The 19184-nt window shown below is 69.6% G+C and carries 16 protein-coding genes and 1 pseudogene; 7 read left to right on the forward strand and 10 right to left on the reverse strand.

Annotated features, from left to right (window positions below; all coding sequences use genetic code 11):
- Positions 1–97 precede the first annotated feature (97 nt).
- The 3 genes from ACNYS0_RS19855 (at position 98) to ACNYS0_RS19865 (ending at position 4262) form a co-directional block, all read left to right on the forward strand.
- Positions 98–2548, forward strand: a complete 2451-nt coding sequence (locus ACNYS0_RS19855; RefSeq protein ID WP_461858673.1) for an MFS transporter — start codon at positions 98–100, stop codon at positions 2546–2548.
- A gap of 394 nt (positions 2549–2942) precedes the next feature.
- Complete coding sequence (locus tag ACNYS0_RS19860) at positions 2943–3761, forward strand: YceI family protein (protein WP_422475397.1); 819 nt, start codon at positions 2943–2945, stop codon at positions 3759–3761.
- A 39-nt stretch (positions 3762–3800) separates the two neighbouring features.
- Positions 3801–4262, forward strand: coding sequence for a PPOX class F420-dependent oxidoreductase (locus ACNYS0_RS19865; RefSeq protein ID WP_385758766.1), 462 nt, complete (start codon positions 3801–3803; stop codon positions 4260–4262).
- 134 nt (positions 4263–4396) lie between these two features.
- Here the strand turns inward: ACNYS0_RS19865 and ACNYS0_RS19870 are convergent, their stop codons facing one another.
- The 9 genes from ACNYS0_RS19870 to ACNYS0_RS19910 form a co-directional block, all read right to left on the reverse strand.
- On the reverse strand, positions 4397–5179 hold the full coding sequence (locus ACNYS0_RS19870) for a TetR/AcrR family transcriptional regulator (protein ID WP_422475399.1): 783 nt from the start codon (positions 5177–5179) through the stop codon (positions 4397–4399).
- A gap of 77 nt (positions 5180–5256) precedes the next feature.
- Complete coding sequence (locus tag ACNYS0_RS19875; protein ID WP_422475401.1) at positions 5257–6771, reverse strand: MFS transporter; 1515 nt, start codon at positions 6769–6771, stop codon at positions 5257–5259.
- A 78-nt stretch (positions 6772–6849) separates the two neighbouring features.
- Positions 6850–9006 (reverse strand): ArnT family glycosyltransferase, encoded by a 2157-nt coding sequence (locus ACNYS0_RS19880; protein WP_422475403.1) that lies wholly within the window; start codon positions 9004–9006, stop codon positions 6850–6852.
- Entirely contained in the window at positions 9003–10316 is a 1314-nt protein-coding gene (locus tag ACNYS0_RS19885; RefSeq protein WP_422475405.1) for a bifunctional glycosyltransferase family 2/GtrA family protein, read from the reverse strand. Before ACNYS0_RS19885 ends, ACNYS0_RS19880 begins: the two co-directional genes overlap by 4 nt.
- A gap of 107 nt (positions 10317–10423) precedes the next feature.
- On the reverse strand, positions 10424–11914 hold the full coding sequence (locus ACNYS0_RS19890; protein ID WP_422482733.1) for a HAMP domain-containing sensor histidine kinase: 1491 nt from the start codon (positions 11912–11914) through the stop codon (positions 10424–10426).
- A gap of 59 nt (positions 11915–11973) precedes the next feature.
- Positions 11974–12729: a response regulator transcription factor gene (locus ACNYS0_RS19895; protein ID WP_422408441.1), complete on the reverse strand. Its 756-nt coding sequence runs from the start codon at positions 12727–12729 to the stop codon at positions 11974–11976.
- 111 nt (positions 12730–12840) lie between these two features.
- Entirely contained in the window at positions 12841–13773 is a 933-nt protein-coding gene (locus ACNYS0_RS19900) for an amidohydrolase family protein (protein ID WP_422475407.1), read from the reverse strand.
- Positions 13730–14098: an antibiotic biosynthesis monooxygenase family protein gene (locus tag ACNYS0_RS19905; protein ID WP_422475409.1), complete on the reverse strand. Its 369-nt coding sequence runs from the start codon at positions 14096–14098 to the stop codon at positions 13730–13732. Before ACNYS0_RS19905 ends, ACNYS0_RS19900 begins: the two co-directional genes overlap by 44 nt.
- A 61-nt stretch (positions 14099–14159) precedes the next feature.
- Complete coding sequence (locus tag ACNYS0_RS19910) at positions 14160–15044, reverse strand: DUF2797 domain-containing protein (protein WP_422475411.1); 885 nt, start codon at positions 15042–15044, stop codon at positions 14160–14162.
- 780 nt (positions 15045–15824) lie between these two features.
- Between ACNYS0_RS19910 and ACNYS0_RS19915 the strand changes: the two are divergent.
- Both ACNYS0_RS19915 and ACNYS0_RS19920 read left to right on the forward strand, forming a co-directional pair.
- Positions 15825–15983: pseudogene (locus ACNYS0_RS19915) on the forward strand (DnaA ATPase domain-containing protein); the annotation flags it as partial.
- A 250-nt stretch (positions 15984–16233) separates the two neighbouring features.
- Entirely contained in the window at positions 16234–16710 is a 477-nt protein-coding gene (locus ACNYS0_RS19920; RefSeq protein WP_422475413.1) for a hypothetical protein, read from the forward strand.
- 713 nt (positions 16711–17423) lie between these two features.
- On the opposite strand, the gene ACNYS0_RS19925 is transcribed toward ACNYS0_RS19920, so the two are convergent.
- The gene (locus ACNYS0_RS19925; RefSeq protein ID WP_422475415.1) at positions 17424–17891 is read right to left on the reverse strand and encodes an NUDIX hydrolase; all 468 of its coding nucleotides are present in this window, start codon (positions 17889–17891) and stop codon (positions 17424–17426) included.
- Positions 17892–17909: 18 nt separating this feature from the next.
- Here ACNYS0_RS19925 and ACNYS0_RS19930 point away from each other — a divergent pair, with 18 nt between their 5' ends.
- Positions 17910–18689, forward strand: a complete 780-nt coding sequence (locus ACNYS0_RS19930) for a GntR family transcriptional regulator (RefSeq protein ID WP_422475416.1) — start codon at positions 17910–17912, stop codon at positions 18687–18689.
- Positions 18690–18827: 138 nt separating this feature from the next.
- Positions 18828–19184 (forward strand): SCO3933 family regulatory protein, encoded by a 357-nt coding sequence (locus tag ACNYS0_RS19935; RefSeq protein ID WP_422475418.1) that lies wholly within the window; start codon positions 18828–18830, stop codon positions 19182–19184.

Below are 19184 nucleotides of genomic sequence, written 5' to 3' on the forward strand. Positions count from 1 at the left end.
ACGTAAGAAAAGGAATCCCATGGCAACAACCACACCGTCCGGTGTGCGGGGCAGCCATCCCAAGCATTCTGGGGCCGCCCCCGAAGCGGGCGCTCCCATGTCGCACCGGCAGGTCATGGAGGCGCTGTCGGGACTGCTGCTCGGCATGTTCGCCGCCATCGTCTCGTCGACGATCGTCACCAACGCCCTGCCGAAGATCATCGGCGATCTGGGCGGTGGCCAGTCCGCGTACACCTGGGTCGTCACGGCCTCGCTGCTCGCCATGACCGCCACCACGCCCCTGTGGGGCAAGATGGCGGACCTGTTCAGCAAGAAGGCCCTGGTCCAGATAGCCCTGGTCGTCTACGTGGTGGGTTCGGTCGTCGCCGGCCTCGCGCAGAACCCGGGCATGCTGATCACCGCCCGTGCCATCCAGGGCATCGGCGCCGGTGGTCTGTCCGCCCTGGCGCAGATCATCATGGCCGCCATGATCTCCCCGCGTGAGCGCGGGCGTTACTCCGGTTACCTCGGCGCCACGTTCGCCGTCGCGACCGTCGGCGGTCCGCTGCTCGGCGGCGTCATCACCGACACCGACTGGCTCGGCTGGCGCTACTGCCTCTTCGTCGGTGTGCCCTTCGCGCTGATCGCCCTGATCGTGCTCCAGAAGACGCTGCACCTGCCGGTGCTCAAGCGGAAGGTCAAGGTCGACTGGGCCGGCGCCTTCTTCATCACCGCCTCGGTCTGCCTGCTGCTCGTCTGGGTCACCTTCGCCGACGACAAGTACGACTGGCTGTCGTGGCAGACGTACACGATGGTCGGCGGCGCGATCGTGCTCGCCCTGATCTTCACGCTCGTCGAGTCCAAGGCCAGCGAGCCGATCATCCCGCTGCGCCTCTTCAAGAACCGCACCATCACGCTGGCCTCGGTCGCCTCGCTGTTCGTCGGTGTCGCGATGTTCGCGGGCACCGTGTACTTCTCGCAGTACTTCCAGCTGGCGCGCGGCAAGACGCCCACGATGTCGGGCGTCATGACGATCCCGATGATCGGTGGACTCTTCATCTCCTCCACCGTCTCCGGCCAGATCATCACCCGGACCGGCAAGTGGAAGGCCTGGCTCGTCGCCGGCGGTCTGTTCCTGACCGCGGGTCTGGGTCTGCTCGGCACCATCGAGTACGACACCCCGTACTGGCGCGTCGCCATCTGGATGGCGCTGCTCGGTCTCGGCGTCGGCATGATGATGCAGAACCTCGTGCTGAGCACGCAGAACCAGGTCGCCCCCCAGGACCTCGGTTCCGCCTCCTCGATGGTGACCTTCTTCCGGTCCCTCGGCGGCACGATCGGCGTCTCGGCGCTCGGCTCCGTGATGACCACGCGCATCAGCCACCACGCCACCGACACCATCGGTTCGCTCAGCCCGCAGGAGCAGCAGGCGGCCGGCAAGGCGATGGCCGGCGGTTCGCTGCCGGACATGTCCGTGCTGCCCGGCCCGATCCGCAACTGGCTGGAGGCCGCGTACGGAAGCGGCATCGCCGACATCTTCCTGTACGCCGCGCCGGTCGCGTTCCTGGCGTTCATCTTCACCATCTTCATCAAGGAGGTTCCCCTGCGTACGACCGGAGCCCTCGAACAGGCCGCGCAGGGCGATTCGACGCCCGCCGCCGCCCCGGCCGCCCAGGCCGCGGCCGCTTCCCCGGCCCCCACGCCGGAGCAGGTGCCGAGCCTGGTCGGTGCGGGTGAGCCCGCGGCCGACACCCAGACCCAGCGGCTGGCCACTGTCGCCTCCGCCGGTGGCGACGCGCCCGTCGGCGGCGGCACCCCGGTCCGCGGTTTCGTCCGCGGCGCCGAGTCCGCCCCGGTGCCGCGCGCCGCGGTCACCCTGATCTCCCTCGGCGGCCGTCAGCTGGGCCGCGCCGTGGCCCAGGGCGACGGCTCGTACAGCGTCGACGCCCCCGGCGCCGGCAGTTACGTCCTGATCGCCTCGGCCGACGGCTACCAGCCGCAGGCCTCCACCGTCCTGGTGGGCGAGGAGTCGGTCACCTACGACATCCTGCTCAGCGGGACGAGCGGCCTCACCGGTGTGGTGCGGGCCAGCGAGACCAAGGAGCCGGTCGCCGGAGCCATGGTCATCGTCACCGACGTCCGCGGCGACGTGCTCGCCACGGGTCAGTCGGGCCCGGGCGGCGAGTTCACCTTCGCCGAGCTGGTTCCCGGCCCGGTCACCATCGCCGTGAACGCGCCGGGGCACCGCCCCACCGCGCTGCCCGTCGAGGTCACCGGCTCCGGCGTCACCCGCGTCGAGATCGACCTGCACTCCGGCTCCCAGGTCCAGGGCACCGTCCGGGCCGCGGGCCGTGCGCTGAACGACGCGCGGGTCACGCTGGTGGACGCCGCGGGCAACGTGGTCGCCACCGCCACCACCGGTGAGGACGGCGCGTACGCCTTCACCGACCTGGACGGCGGCGAGTACACCGTGATCGCGACCGGCTACCCGCCGGTGGCCACCGGCCTCAGCGTGAACGGCAGCGGCGTCGACGGCCACGACATCGAACTCGCCCACCCCGGCGAGTAGGGCTTCTCTGACGGGTCGGGCTGGATACGGGAGGCCGACATGGCCGGTTCCGGCGAGTGGGTGCTGGTGCGTGCAGCTGCAAGGCGGAGGAGGGCGTCAACGCGGAGCGTTGGCAACCGACGACAACGCAGCAGATGTGCGTGCCAGGGCCCACGACTCCAGCAAGATCCGTCAGAGGAGGCCTCAAAGACCCCGGGCCACCTGAAGGTGTGGTTCGCGCTTTGAGCGGACGCGGATCACACAGGCCCGGTTGTGAGAATGGGCCCCGGACCCGGCGGCGTCGCCAAACGGCAGGGGACGGCCGTGACGCATGCCGACCGGGGCCCGTCCACGTAGGGGGAGCAATGACCAGCCTCCCTACGTACGTATGAACTTGAGCTAGGAGAGCAAAAGCATGGGACTGAGCGCGCGGATCCGCACGCGGGACGGGTGGGCCCTGCCGCACGCCGTCGTCACGGTGACCGACATGACCGGTTCGCAGGTGCTGCGGGCCGAGGCCGATGACGAGGGCGCCGTGCACGACCCGGCCACCCTTGCGCCCGGTCCCTACACGGTGATCGTGACCGCCGTCGGCTATGCCCCGGCCGCCTCCACCGCGATGGTGACGGCGAGCGGCCGGGCCGACGTGGGCAGCATCGTGCTGCACCGGCAGGGCGGGGCCGAGCTGCCGCCGCCCGGGCCCTGGACGGTCGACCCGATGCACTCGACGATCGCGGCGACGGCGCAGCACCTGGGCATCACGTCCGTGCACGGCCGGTTCACCGACTTCTCGGCGCGCATCGACATAGCGCAGGACGTCGAGAAGTCGCGGGTCGAGGCCGTCATCAACGCGTCGTCCATCGACACCGGAAACGGCATGCGCGACGGCCACCTGAAGTCCCCGGACTTCCTGGACGTCGAGACGTACCCGGAGATCACCTACCGGTCGACCTCCATCGACCCCGCGGGCACCGACCGCTGGACCGTGCACGGCGAGCTGAGCCTGCACGGTGTGGCGCGCCAGGTCGACCTGGACCTCAGCTACCTGGGCACCGGCGCCGACCCGTGGGGCGGCACCCGCGCGGCGTTCAAGGCGACGGCCGAGCTGAAGCGCGAGGACTTCGCGATGAACTACAACCAGGTCGTGCAGGCCGGCATCGCGGCGATCGGCGCGACGCTGAAGGTCGAGCTCGACATCCAGGCCGTACAGGGCGACGCGCTGCCGCAGATGTGACGCCCTCGGGTGTCGGTGGCCGGGGTTAGGGTGCGAAGCATGGCTCCGAACATCGCGACCAACACCCGTGTCTCACTCGACGAGTTGCTCGATTTCGTACGACCCCGGCATCGCGCCCTCCTCATCACCGCCCGCGCCGACGGGTCCCCGCAGGCCTCACCTCTGACCTGCGGGGTCGACGGCGACGGGCGGATTGTTGTTTCCACGTACCCGGAGCGGGCCAAGACGCGGAACGCGAAGCGGGATCCGCGGGTCAGCCTCGTCGTGCTCAGCGACGAGTGGAACGGGCCGTGGGTGCAGGTCGACGGTTCGGCGGAGGTCATCGACTCGCCCGACTCCGTCGAGGCGCTCGTCGAGTACTTCCGGTGCATTTCGGGGGAGCATCCGGACTGGGACGAGTACCGCGAGGCGATGGTGAAGCAGGGGAAGTCGATCATTCGTGTGACGCCGGAGAAGTGGGGGCCGGTTGCCACGGGTGGGTTCCCGGCGCGACTCGCTTGACCCGTACCGGCGTTACGGCCTCGGGGCTCTGCCCCGGACCCCGCGCCTCAATCGCCGGCGGGGCTTGATCTGGTCGACCAAATCAAGCCCCTGCGGCGATTGAGCAGCGGGGTCCGGGGCGGAGCCCCGAGGCGTCAACGCCGTTGGGCCACCAGGGATTCGATGCCCGCGATCTGGAGGTCCAGGGCGACCCGGAAGTCCATGTCGCGCATCGCGTCCACGTCGCCGCCCTCCTCCACCGCCTCCATCATCCGCTCGGCGTGCCGGAAGTCGTCCGCCATCTCCTCCGGGACGGAGAACGCCGCCATCGCCTTGTGGAAGTACTCGTCCTGCGTGAGACCCACCTCTGCGCAGCGCTGCCGGAAGTGGCCCTCGACCGTGCCGTAGCCGTAGACGAACTGGAAGACGGAGGCGACGGCGCCACGCTGCTGGGGCAGCGAGAGGCCGGTGCGGGCGATCACCCGCTGCACCGCGCGCGAGAACAGCAGCGACTTCGGGCCGACGTTGAGGAAGTTGCCGACGAGCGGCGAGATCCACGGATGGCGGACCAGCAGCGTGCGGTACGTGGCGGCCAGTTCGCGCAGCTGCGTCTGCCAGTCCGACAGCTCGTCCGCGTCCGTGTCCGGGATCTCCAGCTCGCCGAAGGCCTGGTCGAGGGCGAGTTCGAGGAGGTCGTCCTTGGTGTCGACGTACCAGTAGACGGACATCGCGGTGACGCCCAGTTCGCTCGCGAGGCGTCGCATGGAGAACTTGGCGAGGCCCTCCCCGTCCAGGAGCCGCACCGTCGCCTCGGTGATCCGCTCCCGGTCGAGCCCGCTGGGCTGCTCGGCACGACGGCCGCGCGACGCTCTGGGCCTGGGCTCCGCGGCGCCGTCCGTGTCCTCGAGCCAGACACTCATCCGCGCTGCCTTCGCCATGGCGTTCCTTCCCAGGGGTTCCTCGTACGCGGGCGGGGCGGGCCTGCGCACAGCACCGCTCCCCGCCCGCACCGATGCTAAGCGGAAGTCACCGCTGCTGATTCTGCCCGTTCCGCCCTGCGCAGCAACGCCGCGGCGAGCAGGCCGCCCGCGAGCACGGCGACCGCGCCGACCAGTTGGCTGGTCTCCAGGCCGGAGGCGAAGGCGTCGCTGATCCGGGCCCGTTCGCCCGCCGAGCCCGCCGCCGCGAGCGCCGCGGGGAAGGAGGCCGCGGACACCGCGACGAGCGCGCCGAACCGGGCGTTGAGGACCGCACCGAGCACCGCGACCCCGAGCCCGTTGCCGAACTCCGCGAGCGTGCCGTTGACGCCTGCGCCCACGCCCGCCTTCTCCGGCGGGATCGCGCTCATGATGGCGTTGGCCATGGCCGGCATGGCGAAGGCGATGCCCGCGCCCATGACCACCAGGCCGAGCAGCATGCCGCCGTAGCCGTCCCCGCCGAGCAGGGCGATCGCCGCGAGCCCCGCCGCCATGCACGTCATGCCCGTCGCGATGACGAGCGGCGTGCCCATCTTCGGCAGGAGCCGCGCGCCGACGCCGGTCAGGTTGAGCGCGACGACGGTGAGCGCGAGCGGCGCGGTGTGCAGCCCGGCCTCCAACGGCCCGTACCCGAGCACGAACTGGAGGTGCTGGGTGAGCAGGAACAGCGAGCCGCCCATACCGAACGCGACGAGGATCGCGCCGGTGACCGCGCCCGTGAACTTCTGGTTGCGGAAGAAGTGCATGTCGAGCATCGGATACGGGATCCGCAGCTCCCACGCCACGAACACGGCCAGGAAGAGGACCCCGATCGCGGCCGAGGTCAGCGTGGTCGTGGACGTCCAGCCGTCGTCGGGGCCCGAGATGATCGCGTAGACGATGCCGGTCATGCCGATCGTCGAGAGCAGCGCGCCGAGCAGGTCGGGGCGGTCGCCCTGCGGGTTCTTCGACTCGGGGACCAGCGCGACGACGGCGATCAGGCCGATGACCGCGACCGGGATGTTGATGAGGAAGATCGAGCCCCACCAGAAGTGGTCGAGCATCACGCCGCCGAGCAGCGGACCGACGGCGAAGCCGAGCGAGTTGACGGTGGCCCACAGGCCGATCGCCTTCACGCGTTCGGCGTCGTCGAAGATCTGGACGACGACCGCGAGCGTCGAGGTCATGAGCAGCGCGCCGCCGACGCCCATGCCGGCCCGCGCGGCGATCAACTGGCCGGTGGTCCCGGCGAGTCCGGCGACGAGCGAGCCCACGCCGAAGATCGCGAGTCCGGCCGCGAGCATCTTCTTGCGGCCGTAGCGGTCGGAGCTGCTGCCCGCGGTGAGCAGCAGGCCCGACTGGACGAGCGAGTAGGCGCTGATCACCCACTGGATGTCGGACGTCGAGGCCCCCAGCTCCCGGGTGAGGGAGGGGATCGCGACGTTCAGCACGGTGTTGTCGAGCAGCACGGTCAGCTGGGCGAGGCAGATGACACCGAGGATGAGCCAGCGCTGGGGGTGGCCGCCGGACGCGGACTGCGGTGCCTCGATGGCCGGGTCGGCCGTGGGCGCCATGGGTACTCCTTTACGGTGTACAGGACGGATGCGTCCCGTACACCGTAGAGGGTTTCCTGTACGCCGTACAACCGCTTTTCAGTCGGCCTGCGAAGGCTGCGACAGGTCGTAGAACGTGCTGCCGCCGACCGTCACCTTCTTGAAGTTGGCCTCGACCCACTTCGTGATCTTCGACGAGCTGCCGGAGCCGGAGCCGCCCATGCCGCCGCCGCTGGATCCGCTGCCGACGAAGTAGTGGATCCTGCCGTCCTCGACGTACTGCTTGAACTGGGCGAGCGTCGGGGACGGGTCGGTGCCGTTGAAGCCGCCGATCGCCATCACCGGTTCGCCGGTGGCCAGCTGGTAGCTCGCCTGGTTCTGCGAGCCGATCGTGGCCGCGACCCAGGTGTAGTCATCGGCGTTCTGCTGGAGGAGCTTCTTGGCCTTGCCGCTGACCTGGGCGCCGTTGAGGAGGCCGCCCATGCCGCCGCCACCGCCTCCGAACTTGCTTCCGGCCTTGCCGCCGGCTTTGCTTCCGGCTTTGCTTCCGGCCTTCTGGTTCTGGCCGGGCATGCCCGGCATGCCGCCGCCGGGGAAGCCGCCCTTGGAGTTGCCGCCGCCCGGTGGGGGCTGCGGCATGTTGCCGCCCTGACCGGTCTGGCCGCCCTGGCCCCTCTGGCCCTTCTGGCCCTTCTGGCCCGGCATCCCGCCGCCCGGGAAGCCGCCCTTGCCGCCGCCTCCACCGGGGCCGCCCATCATGCTCGCCCCGGAGGGACCCGCCGTCACGATCGACCCGGTGTGCCCGGTGTTCAGCGTCGAGACGGTGTACGCGGTCGGCGCCGCCAGCGAGGCGACGAGGCCCAACCCCGCCGCACCGAGCGCCAGTCGACGGTTCAGCCGCCCCGCGAGCGCGAGGCCCACGCCCGCCACGAGGCCGCCGACGAGCACGGCCCACCGCAGCCACGGCAGATAGTCCGAGGTCCGGCCGAGCAGCACGTACGCCCACACCGCCGAGGCCACGACCGCCGCGCCCAGCGTCACCGACCAGGCCACCCGCGTCCGCCGCTCCCACAGCGCGACCGCGCCCATGCCGATCACGGCCGCGAGATACGGGGCCAGGGCCACCGTGTAGTACTGGTGGAAGATGCCCGCCATGAAGCTGAAGACCAGGCCGGTCATCAGCAGGCAGCTGCCCCACGCGAGGAACGCGGCGCGCTTCAGGTCCGTGCGCCGGGCCTTCCACGTCAGGATCACACCCGCGACGAACAGGATCAGCGCGGCGGGGATCAGCCACGAGATCTGGCTGCCGATCTCGGAGTTGAACATCCGGGTGAGACCGGTCTCGCCCCACTGCCCGGTGCCGCCGCCCATGCCGCCACCACCGCCGCCGACCGAACCGGTCTCGTCGCCGTTGATGCGGCCCAGCCCGTTGTAGCCGAAGGTCAGTTCAAGGAACGAGTTGTTCTGGGAGCCACCGATGTACGGCCGCGAGGACGCGGGCCACAGCTCGACGATCGCCACCCACCAGCCGCCCGCGACGACCATCGCCACGGCGGAGAGCGCCAGTTGACCGAACCGCCTGCGGACCCGTACCGGCGCGAACACCGCGTACAGCACCGCCAGCGGCGGCAGGACCAGGAACGCCTGAAGCGTCTTGGTGAGGAAGGCGAGGCCGACGGCGACGCCCGCCCAGATCAGCCACTTCGTGCGGCCGTGCTCCATGGCGCGAAGAACGCAGTGGACCGTGACGGTCATCAGGAGCGCGAGCAGCGCGTCCGGGTTGTTGAAGCGGAACATCAGCGCGGCGACCGGGGTCGTCGCGAGCACCACCATGGCGATCAGGCCCGCGACGGCGCCGAACCGGCGGCGCACCGCCCCGTACAGCACCCCCGCGGTGGCCACGGCCATCAGGACCTGCGGGGCGAGGATCGCCCACGAGTTGAGGCCGAAGAGGCGCACCGACAGGCCCATCGGCCACAGCGCGGCCGGCGGCTTGTCGACGGTGATCGCGTTCGCCGCGTCGGACGAGCCGAAGAAGAACGCCTTCCAGCTCTCGCTGCCCGCCTGGGCGGCCGCCGAGTAGAAGGAGTTGGCGTACCCGGACGCGGACAGGTTCCAGAAGTAGGCGGCCGCGATCACGAGGAGCATGCCGAGGAAGGCCGGGCGGGCCCAGCGCGGGTTCTCGGGCCTTTCGGACGGCGCCACCGGAACGGTCTCGGCGGCGACGTCGTGCGCAGGTCGGACGTCTGTGGTCATCGCTGGGTCCCGGAGTCGGTCTCGTGGCGCTGGTCGTTGAACACCCACGCCCTGAAGAGCAGGAAGCGCAGGATCGTCGCCGCGAGGTTGGCCGCGATCAGGACGATCAGCTCGGTGGAGTGCGAGGGGCTGCCGGACGCCGTGTCGAGGGCGGCGAGCGAGCCGCTGGTCAGGGCCCACCCGATGCCGAAGACGACGATGCCCTGGGCCTGATGGCGCACGGCCTTGTCCCGGCCGCGCACCCCGAAGGTGAGGCGCCGGTTGGCGGCGGTGTTGGCGATGGCCGAGACGAACAGGGCGGCCGCGTTGGCGAGCTGCGCCCCCGAGAACGTACGGAAGCCGGAGTACAGCAGCAGGAACAGCAGCGTCGACAGGGCGCCGACGACGCAGAAGCCGAGCAGCTGACGGGCCAGGCCCTTGGGTACGTCGGTGAGTTCACGGTCGCGCGGGTCGTCGCCGAAGGGGCGCACGAGCCGGTCGAGGGGGAGCGAGCCGGTGGCGAGCGCCCTGCCGACGCGCCAGACGCCCTTGAGGTCGTCGGTCGCGGTCTTGACGATGTGCACGGTCGAGTCCGGATCGTCGACCCAGTCGACGGGCACCTCGTGGATGCGCAGCCCGGCCCGTTCCGCGAGCACCAGCATCTCGGTGTCGAAGAACCAGCCGGTGTCCTCGACCAGCGGCAGCAGCACCTGCGCGACATCGCGCCGGATCGCCTTGAACCCGCACTGGGCATCGGAGAAGCGGGCTTGCAGGGAGCCGCGCAGGATCAGGTTGTAGGTGCGCGAGATGAACTCGCGCTTCGTGCCGCGCACGACCCGGCTCGCGCGGGCGAGCCGGGAGCCGATCGCGAGGTCGGAGTGGCCGGAGATCAGCGGCGCCACCAGCGGCAGGAGGGCGTTCAGGTCGGTGGACAGGTCCACGTCCATGTACGCGAGGACCGGCGCGTCGGACGCCGACCACACGGTGCGCAGGGCGCGCCCGCGGCCCTTCAGGTCGAGGCGGAAGTACTCGGCCTCCGGCAGTTCGGCGGCCAGTTCGTGCGCCACCTCGGGCGTGCTGTCGGTGGACGCGTTGTCCGCGACGGTGATGCGGAAGGGGTAGGGGAAGGTGCGGACCAGGTGGTCGTGCAGCCTGCGCACGCACTCACCGAGGTCCTTCTCCTCGTTGTAGACGGGGATGACAACGTCCAGGACCGGCACATCGCCGCGGCCGGCAGGGAGGTGCTCCCGCGCCGGCAGCGTCCCGAACCTCGCGGAGACGGAGCTCGCGGAAGGGGTGGGTTCGATGCCCGGAGAAGAGTCGGTTCGCATGCCACCGACATTCACCAACCGCCCTGTTAGGGCTGTGTGGTGAGGCTTTGCTCCGGCTGTGAGTGTCGGGCGACCAAATCAAGCCCCGCAGGGGGCACCTCCCAGCGTTAGCTGGGGGAGATTGAGGCGCGGGGTCCGGGGCGGAGCCCCGAGACGTCGGCACGGCTGGCCGCCACGGCCGCGTGGGCCGGCAGATGCACGGTAAAAACCGTGCGCCCGACCACACTCTCGACCGTCACCGACCCCCCGTGCGCCGCCGCAACGGCTTGCACGATGGCGAGCCCCAGCCCCGTGGACCCCGCCTTGCGGGACCGCGACGAGTCACCGCGCGCGAACCGCTCGAAGACGTGCGGCAGCAACTCCGCGGGGATGCCCGGCCCGTCGTCCCGCACGTCGAGGCAGACCCAGGGGCCGTGCCGGTGCACGCGGGCGGTGACCGTCGTACCCGCCGGCGTGTGCGTCCGGGCGTTCGCCAGCAGATTGACCAGGACCTGGTGCAGCCGCGCGGAGTCGGCGAGCACGGTGGCCGGTTCGTCGGGGAGTTCCAGGCGCCAGTCGTGCCCCTGGCCCGCGGCGCGGGCATCGCTGAGCGCGTCGACGACGAGCGGCGACAGATCCGTCGGCTCGTACGACAGCGGTCTTCCGGCGTCGAGCCGGGCGAGCAGCAGCAGGTCCTCGACGAGCCCGGTCATCCGGTCCGCCTCGGACTCGATGCGGCCGAGCGCGTGCCGGGTGTCGGGGCCCGGCTTCTCACGGCCGCGCCTGGTCAGCTCGGCGTAGCCGCGGATGGAGGCCAGCGGCGTACGCAGCTCATGGCTGGCGTCCGCGACGAACTGGCGCACCCGCATCTCGCTCTGCTGACGGGATTCGAGGGCGCCGTGCACATGGTCGAGCATCCGGTTGAGCGCGGCGCCGACCTGGCCGACCTCGGTCCGCGGATCGGCCTCGGACTCCGGGACGCGTTCGTAAAGGGTCACCTCGCCGCTGTGCAAGGGAAGTTCGGAGACCCGGGTCGCGGTCGCGGCGACGCGGCGCAGCGGTCGCAGATTGACGCCGACCATGATCGCCCCGGCCGCTCCGGCCGCCACGAGGGCCGCGGCGGCGACGAGCAGCTCGGTGACGATGAGCTTGTTGACGGTGGAGTCGACCTGGGCGGTGGGGCGGCCCACGTAGAAGTCGCCGTCGGATCCGGAGACGTACTTGACGCGGTAGCTGCCGAGGCCGGGCAGGTCGACGGTGTGCATGGACCTGTCGTCGTTCTGGGGGACGTCCTCCAGGGCGTCGAGCACGGACCGGGACAGGCCGTCGGTCCGCAGCTGCCTGCCGCCCTCGGCGTTCGTCGCCTCGACGCTGACCCTGCCGTCGGTGGCCCGGCCGCCGTCGACCTCGGCGCCGAGGGTCCCCTCGGGGGAGCCCAGGGTCACGAACGCCAGGTCACCGAAGTCCTTCTGTCCCATGGGGCCGGCCCCGGGAAAGTCGCCCTTCGGCCCGCTCGCCCGCATCGCTATGCCACCCACCTGCTTGTCGAGCTCCTCGTACAGGTACGAGTGCAGCGAGACCGCGGACACGACACCGATCACGGACGCCACCACGGCCATCAGCGCGACGGCCGTGACGACGAGCCGGGTGCGGAGCGTCTGAGGCCGGCCCCTGCGCTTCACGACGCCGCGGTGGCGGCCATCGCCGGTTTGATCAGGTAGCCGGCACCGCGCCGGGTGTGGATCATCGGCTCGCGCCCGGCGTCGATCTTGCGCCGCAGGTAGGAGATGTACAGCTCGACGACGTTGGCCTGCCCGCCGAAGTCGTAGCTCCACACGCGGTCGAGGATCTGCGCCTTGCTGAGCACGCGGCGCGGGTTGCGCATGAGGAAGCGGAGCAGCTCGAACTCGGTGGCGGTGAGGTGGATGTTGTCCCCGCCGCGCGACACCTCGTGGCTGTCCTCGTCCAGCATCAGATCGCCGACGACGAGCACGGACTCGCTGCGCCGGTCGGCGGCGCCGGTCCTGCGGATCAGCCCGCGAAGCCGCGCGACGACCTCTTCGAGGCTGAACGGCTTGGTGACGTAGTCGTCGCCGCCCGCCGTGAGCCCCGCGATCCGGTCCTCGACGGCGTCCTTCGCGGTCAGGAAGAGCACAGGGATCTCCGGCAGCTCGCGGCGCATCCGGCCGAGGACGCTGAGCCCGTCCATGTCCGGCAGCATCATGTCGAGCACGACGGCGTCGGGCCGGAACTCGCGCGCGGTCTGCACGGCTCCGGCCCCGTCGCTCGCGGTGCGGATCTGCCAGCCCTCGTAGCGCAGGGCCATGGACAACAGCTCGGTGATGGACTGCTCGTCGTCCACGACAAGCACTCGGACGGGGCTTCCGTCCGGCCTCAGCAGTTCGGTACGCCCCTGGGGCGAGGTCGCGGTCATGGCACAAGCCTGCGATGCGCCTCTGAGAGCACCCTTTCTCGAACCTGTGAAAACTCTGAGAAACCCGTGAGTGCGCTGGGGGTCTCCCGGGCTTCTTGAGCCTCCTGGGTCTCAGCCGATCCCGAACAGCGCTGCGGCGTTCTCCCTGCACACGGCCCGCACCCAGTCGTCCCCGAGCCCGAGCCGCTCGATGGCCTCCAGCTGGTGGATGTACGGGTACGGGATGTTCGGGAAGTCGCTGCCGAGGAGCACCCGGTCCCCAAGATCGGCGAGCCGCCCCAACTCGTCCCTGGGGAACGGGTTGTGCCGCTCGACGAAGTCGGTGAACGCCATGGTGGTGTCGAGCCGCACCCGCGCATACCGCTCGGCGAGCGCGAGGAAGTCCGTGTACTCGGGCATCCCCATGTGCGCGACCACCAGCGGCAGCCGCGGATGCCGGGCGAGCAGCCGGGCGATGGGCTCGGGCCCGGTGTGCTTTCCGGGCGCGGGCCCGGAGCCGCAGTGCGTCACGATCGGCGTCCCGGCCTCGGCGAGCAGCCCCCACACGGGATCGAGCAGCGGATCGTTCGGGTCGTAGGCCCCCACCTGCACATGCGCCTTGAACACCCGCGCCCCCGCATCCAGCGCCTCGCGCACATACGTCTCGGCGCCCGGCTCGGGGAAGAAGGTGGCGGTGTGCAGACAGTCGGGCGTACGGGCGGCGAACCCGGCCGCCCACTCGTTCAGCCAGCGCGCCATGCCCGCCTTGTGCGGGTACAGCATCGACGTGAAGGCCTCGACGCGGAACTCCCGCAGCCGGGCCAGCCGCTCGCTCTCCTCCTCGCGGTACGTGATCGGCCACTCGGTCCCGACGAGCGGCCCGGCGGAGTCGAAGTACGCCCACACCTTGCGGAGCACGCGCTCGGGCATGAAGTGCGTGTGCACGTCGACGAGGCCGGGGAGCCGGTACCGGTCGAGAAACGCGGCGACCCGGTCGGCCTCGCGGGACGTCCCGCCCACGTCACTCACGCTCGAACCCCTGGCTGCGCTCGACCTTCGCGACATGCACCGTGTACCGCTCGTACCACTCGGCGCGGCCCTGCTTCTGCACGGCGCGGTGCTCACCGACGGAGCGCCACTGCTCGATGGCGGCGGAGTCGCGGAAGTACGAGACGGTGATGCCGAGCCCGCCGGGGCTGCGCGCGGACTCGTGCCCCAGGTATCCCGGGATCTCCTTGACCAGCTCGTCCATCCGGTCGGCCGCCTCCCCATACCCGCGGTCCCCCGGGGTCCGCACGGAGCTGAACACCACGACGTAGTAGGGCGGCTCGAAGGCGGGCAACGGCCGGGGCGCCGCCGCCCCGTCAGCCACATCGGCGTGATCACTCATGTCCGTACGATCTCTCGTTCCCGTGCGCGAGGAAAGGGATTCGGCCGAACGGCAGGGCCTCTCAGAACAGCCCGCCCTGCACCGCCGGCACCTCCCGCACCTCGGGCCCCGCGCCGCCGGCCCTCTCCGGCGCGCGCTCCAACGGCCACCCGGCCAGCACCCGCGCGTCCACGACCAGCCGCCGCCCGTCGTCCCCCTCCACCAGATGCAGATCGGGCCCGGCCGCGGCGACGACCTTCCCCTCCACGACGGCCCCTTCCGCGAGCCCGCTCACGACGGCATCGACACGGTCGATCCCCGCGAGCCCGAAGACCTCCCCGTGATCCACCACCCGGCACGGCAACCGCTCCAGGGATTCGGGCCAGCCGTCGAGCCCCGCCGCGACACCGTGCGCCCGCGCCAGTTCGGCGCCCCGCTCCGCCACCCCCGGCAGCCCGCCCCGCACGGCGCGCTTGCGCTCGTACGGAATCCGGTCCGGCACTCCGAGCGCCACCCGCAGCAGCTCCTCGGCCCGCCGCGCCGCCATCAAGGGCCCGCGCCCCAACCACGTAAAGGCGACGGCCCCCTGCTCGAGCAGCCGGTCGCTTCCCCTCCGGGTCCCCGTGATCCCCACCTTCACGAGCCCGTCCCCGAACCACGCCAAATACACGTGGTACGGCCGCGGATCATCGGCGATGGTGTCCGCGGCCACGGACCGCGCCCGGTCGATCCCGGCACATTCGGCACACTGCGCCCGCGTCCCCCGCACCGGCACGTCGTCCCGCCCCGGGCAGACGGTCCACCGCCCTCCCCGCCACACCCCGAGACACCGCCGCTCCCCACCGACCCGAAACGCGACGCTCTCCCCGAACCGCACCCCGCTCTCCCGCTCGCCCCCGCCGTCCCCCACCCACCCGAAGACCGGCCCGCCCCCACGCCACCGCATTCCGGTGCACCACCACGTCATACGAGCCAGGATGACGCACGGCACTGACAACACCCGGAAAACGCAAGAGGCCCCGGATTGCTCCGGGGCCTCTTGTCAGTGTGCACTCGGCAGGATTCGAACCTGCAACCTTCTGATCCGTAGCTCTATGTGGATCGGTTGTAGGCGGTCATACCGGCCACGATTCGTTGCTACGAGGCCGCTGGCAGGAGCGAGCGGCCACTGTGGTTGCGGTACTTCGTTGCTGTACCGCAGGCTCCTGCCACGACGGCCACCACGGACACAGCATCCGCGTATGCGCCAACAACCTGGGCTACGGGTGCGGATGAGATCACCAGAATCACGATGATCAAAATCACGAAAGGCTGCCAGCTCGGATTTGACACGAGCGGGTGTGCACCGGCCAGACTCATAGGAACGCCTCCTCTTGGAGTCGATGCCCGCTCAACCACGCGCGCCGGGAAGCCTGTGTGGTTGGGCGGGCTTTCTTCGTTCCAGGAGACTTCAGCACGCCAACGCCAGAATCAGTTTTTGGCCAAGCTCACGGCTAGAAGCCTCCCCTCAGACACCATTTCTGATCTTGCAAAAGCAGCTCCCTGGAAAGAATCCGCTGATGAGGAGCCACATCTCCTTCTGCCTGGCAAAGAAATAGAACACGGCTGGAATCGATTCGACAGGTTCCTCGCTCCAAACACTGCCACGCCGTGACCTCACCTTCATCTGGTCGAGCCTGGGCAACGCCGAGGGACAGAGTCCGACTTTCCCAACCGGTCGATTCTGCGCAAAGGTGCACTATCGGGCGTGGAGTACGTGAGCTCCGAGGAGTTCACCAACGAGTTCATCAACTCGATCCGCGACGGCAAGGGCGACTCCTTCCGCAAGCGGTACCGCGAGATGGACATCCTGCTCGTCGACGACATCCAGTTCCTCGCGGACAAGGAGTCGACGCAGGAGGAGTTCCGAACTCGCCAACCTCTCGCTGTAGAAGATCGGCACGCAGGGGCGTGACTACTGGCGTCCAGGTGGAGAGCGCCACTGTACGAACGACCTGTCAGGTCGGCCAGGAGCGTAGGTGCGCTGCCCGAGATCGAGGGCTACACCCAGATGAGGAAACGCGTGTGCAGTACGGCGCCACAAGGAGCTCATCACGAAGGGCGCCGACTTCATCCGCCACGGCAAGGACGAATGGCTCTGCAAGGGGTACTGCGAGATGGACGTCCAGTTGTACCGGGAGATGGACATCCTCCTAGTCGACGGGATCAAGTCCTGGAGGAAGTTCTACTTGGTCAACGACTGCCTGCATCTGTTGGTCGTCGCGTACACCGGGCACTTCAAGTACTTCGCCGAGACGTCGAGATGGGGCACATCAGCGGCGAAGAAGCAGATGGACATCATGCTCGGCGACCCGCTGTTCTGCTCGCCGAGCCGCATCGCCAAGGAGCCTCAAGTGGCCCGAAGCGGCGCTGACTTGAGGTTTCACGTGAAACAAGGACCGGCGCAGTCGGCAGTGCGACACGGCTCGCCCCCCAGCGGCCCAGTGGTGTCAGTGTCGTGCCGCAGACTAGTCCCCGCGGCCATCGGTCTCTGCTGGAAACGGCAGCGGCCCCCTGGGTTCAGCAGGAGGCCGCTCACACCGTTGGGATCATCAACCAGTGGAGGTCAACATTCCCAGCAAGAGGAAGTGTAGGCGCGAGCAGTGTCAGCGGCCTGCGTCGAAGACCGCCAGGCTCGCCCGCTCCCGTCGTCGTATATCTCGTGACCTGCATGAACGGTCTGCGAAGCGTGAAGTTAGGCGACTGCTGCAGACGGCCTCGGATGAGGTTACGAGGGTCGCGGTCAAGGCGAGCCTGAGTGGGTTCGGGACCTTGGCCCTCATCTGGTGGCAGCACCGCAGCTAGCGGCCGATGTTGGTAGAGCGCTTGTGTCCCCGCCCATGAACATGCGACACAGGCGCTCTACCGCCCGACCCAGCCCACCACTCAACCCCAGCTCCCATCCCGTCCGCCGTCGACCCACACGCAGTGGAGCGGGCGTGGCCCCTGGTGTCCAGGTGGAGCGCGCCACTGTACGAACGACCTGGACACCAGGGGCCACGTCTGCTCGGCTTTGCCTGGGTCGACGGTGGACGGGATGGGAGCACTCGCAACCACCCACGGCCCCGCACCCGGCAGCGTTTCCCCCGGCTCCCGGTGCCGGCCGATCCCCCGCCGGAGGCATCGTCTTTGAAGACGAGTTGAGCAGCGCAGAAACCCGCTTCAAACCCCGGCCCCCATCCATGTGGGCGCGCGTCGGCGCAGCGCCCGTAGCGCGGGCCGAAGGCATGAGCGCGAAGGGCAGCGGAGCCGGGAAGCGCGCCCGGCGGAGCGGAGCGCAGCCGGACTTGATGAAGTAGGGAAAGTTCTATCGCGCTGGCGTCAGCCGCTTGCCGTCATGGCTTCGAACGTGAGGACCTGCCCCGTCCAGGGCATCCAGGAGCCGGATCGAGTAGACCTCGGACATGAACTCGCTGACCTCGTCAGGCGTCAGCCATTCCACGGCCGTGGACTCGTCCGACGTGCGCTCCTCGCCGCCCGCGGGCTTGCAGCGGAACACCAAAGCGACGACGCCTCGGCTGGTGTTCTTGTAGACGCCGGTCAGTTCGTCCACCTCGATGTGGATGCCGGTCTCTTCCCAGACCTCCCGGCGTACGCCCGCCTCCGGTGTCTCCTCGAGTTCGAGCACGCCGCCGGGTAGCTCCCACGTGCCGTTGTCCGCTCGGCGGATGGCCAGCAGTCGGCCGTCATCGCGGACCACCACTCCGGCTACGGACACGGAGTGCAGTGGCGTTGACTGGCCTTCCTGGGCGCTGTTACTCATGTACAGGAGCATAGGAGGAAGAAAAGGACTATGGGAACTGCAGTGGGAGAGGGGAGGTCCGTCCCTCAATACGTGCGGATCGCTGAGGATCTTGTTCAGCAGATCAGGGCAGGGGTCATCAAGCCTGGTGAGCTGGTGCCCAGTGAGTCGGAGCTGGTCGAGCGCTACGGCGTTTCGGGCGGCACGATCCGCAAGGCCATGGTCGAGGTCCGGGCCAGTGGGCTCGTGGAGACCCGGCACGGCAAGGGCTCGATGGTGAAGGACCGGCCGCCGGTACGGCTGCGCTCCTCCGATCGTTTCCGGCGTTCGCACCGCCAGGGCGGCAAAGCTGCCTACCTCGCCGAGTCCGCACAGTCCGGCGCCACGGCGAAAGTGAGCGTGCTCTACATCGGCCCCATGGAGGCCCCGGAGGATGCTGCCGAACGTCTCGGCGTTCCGGCCGGCACCCAGGTCCTCGCCCGCCGACGTCTCTACTTCCGCAACGGCACCCCGGTCGAGACGGCTTCCTCGTACCTCCCGTGGGACGTCGTGAAGGACATCCCCGAGCTGTTCGCCGAGAACCCGGGCGGCGGTGGCATCTACGCCCGACTCGAAGACCACGGGCACGAGTTCGCGGAGTTCGTCGAGACGCTGCAAGGGCGTCCGGCCTCCAAGGCGGAGGCGTCCGAACTGGCGCTGAGCCCCGGCTCCCCGGTGATCCATCTGATTCGTGAGGCCCGTACGACCGAAGGCCGCGTGGTCGAGGTCTGCGACACCCTCATGGCCGCTGACCAGTTCGTTTTCGAGTACCGGATCCCCGCCGCTGACTGACGCACCCTCACTGATCCGCAGCCCGTCGTGACTTTTCTGTCGCGGCGGGTTGACTCATGTATAGGAGTGTTGCACTCTTCTTCATGTCACTCATGTACATGAGTGACGGAGTCCAGCCCCTACATAGGAGTGATCTCTGTGCGTCAGATCCCCGTCGACACCACCGCCGCCACCGTGATGGTCGCCAAGACCCCGCAGGTCAAGGTCAAGGACCGCAAGACCGGTGAGGTCGCCCTGGACGTCGAGACCGGCGGCAAGCTGATGACCGTGGACGTGATGTTCGCGGCCAACGACCAGGTGGAGATCCTGTCCGTCACGGTCCCCGAGACTGGCGTCTCTGAGGAGCTGACGATGGGTACGCCCGTCGCGCTCACCGGCCTGATCGCCCGCCCGTGGGAGAACGAGTTCAACGGGCAGAAGCGGCACGGCATCGCCTTCCGCGCCGTCGCCGTCACCTCGCTCGCCGCCTCTGCGGCCAAGACCAAGGCGGCCTGA

It is taken from the genome of Streptomyces anthophorae (assembly GCF_049310305.1).
Taxonomy (GTDB): Bacteria; Actinomycetota; Actinomycetes; order Streptomycetales; family Streptomycetaceae; genus Streptomyces.